Consider the following 2,955-nt stretch of genomic DNA (forward strand, 5'->3'; position numbering starts at 1 on the left):
CACACCACTCGAAGCCCTGCAAAACCACCACGAGCTCGGACTCGCCGCATAAAAGGACAGCGAACAAGGCGTCCGGAAAACGCGGGGCACCTCAATGGTCCCCTGAGCGCTGTGTGCCGACTCCGCCGAGGCCCTGGTCCCCGCACGCAGATACGACCTAGAGGTCTCGCGGGCGGCCCTTTGGGCACTCCGCCTCCTGGGGTGCCGTAGCTCGACCTACGCCATGCGGCACTTATGCCTCAATGCCTGGGTGCGCGGAGTCGGTCGGTCATGGCAGCCCATGCCTGGGAAGTGAAGGAATGGACAGGGCTGTCCGCAATCTTGCTGTCGCGGACGAGGGCCCGGCCTTCAGCAGTTGCGGATTCGACGCAGTTGCCGCCGGTGCCTCCGCTGTAGCTGCTCTTGCGCCACGCCTGTCGGTCACCAGTCGTCATGCGGATCAGAACTCCTTCAGGATTTCGTCGATCATCGTGTTCAGCGCCGCAGGCCGTGTCGCGTTGGCCTGGAGGTGCTCGAAAGCCACGGTATAGGCGTCGATTTCATGTGCCTTCTCCAGGTAGAGCGCACTCGTCAGTTGTTCGAGGTGGACAACGGGCCGGGCGGCCGATCGGCTCTCTGCCTCCGCTGAACCTTGTGCCGCCGTCGCGTCCCGGAAGGTCAGCATCGAGAAGGCGTTGAGCATGCTGGCATGTGCCCCAGCGCTGAACTTGAGTACCTGGATGTGGATACCTGGCTTGGCCGCGGTCTCCTTGAGTCGCGTCAACTGCTCCCTCATCACCTCCGGGCTGCCGACCCGTCGGCGCAGTGCGGCTTCATTGATGATCATCCAAAGCCGAGGTGCCTCGGTGCGCGGGCGCTCCAGGACCTGCTGGCGTGCCATACGCAGGGCGACACGGCGCTCGATTTCTTCGTTGGTGACGTCCGATTGGGCCGCGCGGAGGATTGCATCGGCCGTAGTGATGCACTTCCGCTGCGTTACTCGATACGTGTGAAGCGTTCGAGTCTGTTCGCCGCGAGTCGTTCGCACGTAACCGAGTTCGACTGCCAGTCGCGCGAGCGGCGGGAGAGGTACGGCGATGCGTACTGCGATCAAGCATCGAATCAGGGGCGGCCGATGTAGCCGAACCAGCCTGGCACCCGGAGAAATTCGCTCATGCCGGCCGTGCTCCGTCGAAAGACCCGCGACAGCCCGGCGGTTGGCGACTCCTTGTCTTGGTGGATGGGGAATCGAACCGGAACTTGGCGACTGGGTTCGTGTTGTGGTCTCCGAGTTTGTCGGGAACGTAACGTTTCACGGCGGAACGGGCGCGGCGTGCTTTGGTATCGCGTTGCGTTCCCACGAGGTTGTTGTACTCGTCATCAACGAAGGCCCAGTCGCTCGCGTCATCCCAGAGGACTCGTTCGGTGACGCAATCCGCGAGAGCGGGCGGGGGCTTCTGATCGTTGCAGCACTGTCCACAAGGGTCGGCATTCGACGCCACGGCGACATGAACCTTGTGTTGGCCCGGCTGCGTCTGACTCACGCGACTGCATTGGGCGCGGCCCCACGCTTGACCTCGGTTGCCCTTGCATGTGCTGCTGGAGCCGTCGATTGACCAACTGGAAGCACGACCGGGTGGCGGCCGAATGTAGCTGCCCCATTCACTGACAGCGGCCGGGCGTCTCGATTCCAGGCGTGAGCCCGGCCGCTGTCTTCCATCTATCCACCGTGAGGCAGTGATGGAGATTCAAGAGTATCCAGTCGAAGGGCGGTTGCCGATTCGAGTCGGCTCGCGTGTTCGGCATGTCGATGAGCATGCCGAGTTGCCGGAGGGGACGGTTGTTGCGCTTCCGGCGGCCTCGGAGCGTGTTGCGGTTGTGCAGCCGTTGCAGGTGGGGCGGTCGCCGTATCTGTGTCCGATCGGGCATCTGGTCGTGCTCGATTTGGACGACGAACTCGCGGCGGTTGCTCGGGGGTTGTGGCGCGTTGACGCGTTCGGGTGTGCTGTGGGGCGTCCGATCGCGGTGCCGATTGCGTGCGGTGGCGGCGCCGTTCGGGGGGCGATGTGAGCAGGAGTTATGGGTGGCGGGAACTGCCCTATCAGGTCACCGACTTCGTGATGAAGGTGGTGGGGGCGGTGGTGTCGGTCGAGTCCGTGGCCGGTCCGTACACGAGTTCTTTCGCCGCGAGCGTCACCACGCCGACCGGTCGTGTGTTCGTCAAGGCTGCGGAGGAGGCGACTGCGCCGTTGTCCGCTCGGGCGCAGACCAGTGAGATCGCGGCGAGCGGTGTCACGGGGGTTCTGTCTCCGCGTTTGTTGCGGCATGGGGCGGTGGACGGGTGGCGAGTTCTGGTGTTCGAGCATGTGGAGGGGCGGCCGGTGCGGTTGTGTCTCGATTCGCCGGACCTGGCTCAGGTCGTGGGGCCGTGGATCGCATCGGGCGGATTCAACCGGGTCGGAGTGCCGGGTTGCCGACGCTCGTCGGTCGGTTGCGGGAGCATCTTCCGGCGGCGCGGAGTGGGCCGTTGTGGGGCAACCGTCTGCTGCAACCGACCTGACCTCGGCCAACATGATCATCCGTGCCGATGGGCGGCTCTCCGTCGTGGATTGGGGGCAGGTGGCGCTCGGGCCGCGTTGGGTGGAGGTCGGATACCTGGGCGCGGTGCTCTTGCGCGAGGGGCACAACCTCGGGGAGGTGCGTCGTTGGATGTGGCGATTCCCGGAGTGGCGTCGGACCCCGCTCGCGGTACGCCGGACCCTTGCGGATGCCATGGTCGGCCACACGGGCGGTCGCGACACCTGGTGGATCGGCCTCGTCGACACACCCATCGCCGGCTGACGCACGTTTGGTGCGCTGCCGACAGGCAGCGCCCCACCGGGGAAGGGTCGGCGTCGGGTGGGCCCCGGGCGCGTCGGGGGGCACGCCGCGCTGTTCGCCCGCGTCGTGGGCCGGGTCCCCGGCCCAGGTGCGGTG

6 protein-coding genes are annotated in these 2,955 nt (G+C 65.9%); 3 read left to right on the top strand and 3 right to left on the bottom strand.

What is annotated here, in order from left to right; all coding sequences use genetic code 11:
- Nucleotides 1–239: 239 nt before the first annotated feature.
- Both ACH4U8_RS45985 and ACH4U8_RS45990 read right to left on the bottom strand, forming a co-directional pair.
- Entirely contained in the window at nucleotides 240–434 is a 195-nt protein-coding gene (locus ACH4U8_RS45985) for a DUF397 domain-containing protein (protein WP_395784743.1), read from the bottom strand.
- A gap of 5 nt (nucleotides 435–439) precedes the next feature.
- Nucleotides 440–1,093 carry a DUF5753 domain-containing protein gene (locus tag ACH4U8_RS45990; protein WP_395784745.1) on the bottom strand — a complete coding sequence of 218 codons (654 nt, stop codon included), beginning with the start codon at nucleotides 1,091–1,093 and terminating at the stop codon, nucleotides 440–442.
- On the opposite strand from ACH4U8_RS45990, the gene ACH4U8_RS45995 reads away from it, so the two are divergent.
- Both ACH4U8_RS45995 and ACH4U8_RS46000 read left to right on the top strand, forming a co-directional pair.
- On the top strand, nucleotides 1,077–1,595 hold the full coding sequence (locus ACH4U8_RS45995) for an ATP-binding protein (protein ID WP_395784747.1): 519 nt from the start codon (nucleotides 1,077–1,079) through the stop codon (nucleotides 1,593–1,595). The two genes, ACH4U8_RS45990 and ACH4U8_RS45995, sit on opposite strands and share 17 nt — an antisense overlap.
- Before the next feature lie 121 nt (nucleotides 1,596–1,716).
- Nucleotides 1,717–2,049, top strand: coding sequence for a hypothetical protein (locus tag ACH4U8_RS46000; protein WP_395784749.1), 333 nt, complete (start codon nucleotides 1,717–1,719; stop codon nucleotides 2,047–2,049).
- Nucleotides 2,050–2,080: 31 nt separating this feature from the next.
- Here ACH4U8_RS46000 and ACH4U8_RS46005 read toward each other — a convergent pair whose 3' ends face one another.
- Nucleotides 2,081–2,275: a hypothetical protein gene (locus ACH4U8_RS46005; protein ID WP_395784751.1), complete on the bottom strand. Its 195-nt coding sequence runs from the start codon at nucleotides 2,273–2,275 to the stop codon at nucleotides 2,081–2,083.
- A 275-nt stretch (nucleotides 2,276–2,550) separates the two neighbouring features.
- Here ACH4U8_RS46005 and ACH4U8_RS46010 point away from each other — a divergent pair, with 275 nt between their 5' ends.
- On the top strand, nucleotides 2,551–2,820 hold the full coding sequence (locus ACH4U8_RS46010; RefSeq protein WP_395784753.1) for a hypothetical protein: 270 nt from the start codon (nucleotides 2,551–2,553) through the stop codon (nucleotides 2,818–2,820).
- Nucleotides 2,821–2,955: the final 135 nt, after the last annotated feature.

The organism is Embleya sp. NPDC020886 (assembly GCF_044333915.1).
In the GTDB taxonomy this organism is placed as follows: Bacteria; Actinomycetota; Actinomycetes; order Streptomycetales; family Streptomycetaceae; genus Embleya.

Coding starts and splice junctions, on each gene's coding strand:
- ACH4U8_RS45995 (WP_395784747.1), top strand. CDS start 1,077: ATGCGTACTGCGATCAAGCATCGAATCAGGGGCGGCCGATGTAGCCGA.
- ACH4U8_RS45985 (WP_395784743.1), bottom strand. CDS start 434: ATGACGACTGGTGACCGACAGGCGTGGCGCAAGAGCAGCTACAGCGGA.
- ACH4U8_RS46010 (WP_395784753.1), top strand. CDS start 2,551: ATGATCATCCGTGCCGATGGGCGGCTCTCCGTCGTGGATTGGGGGCAG.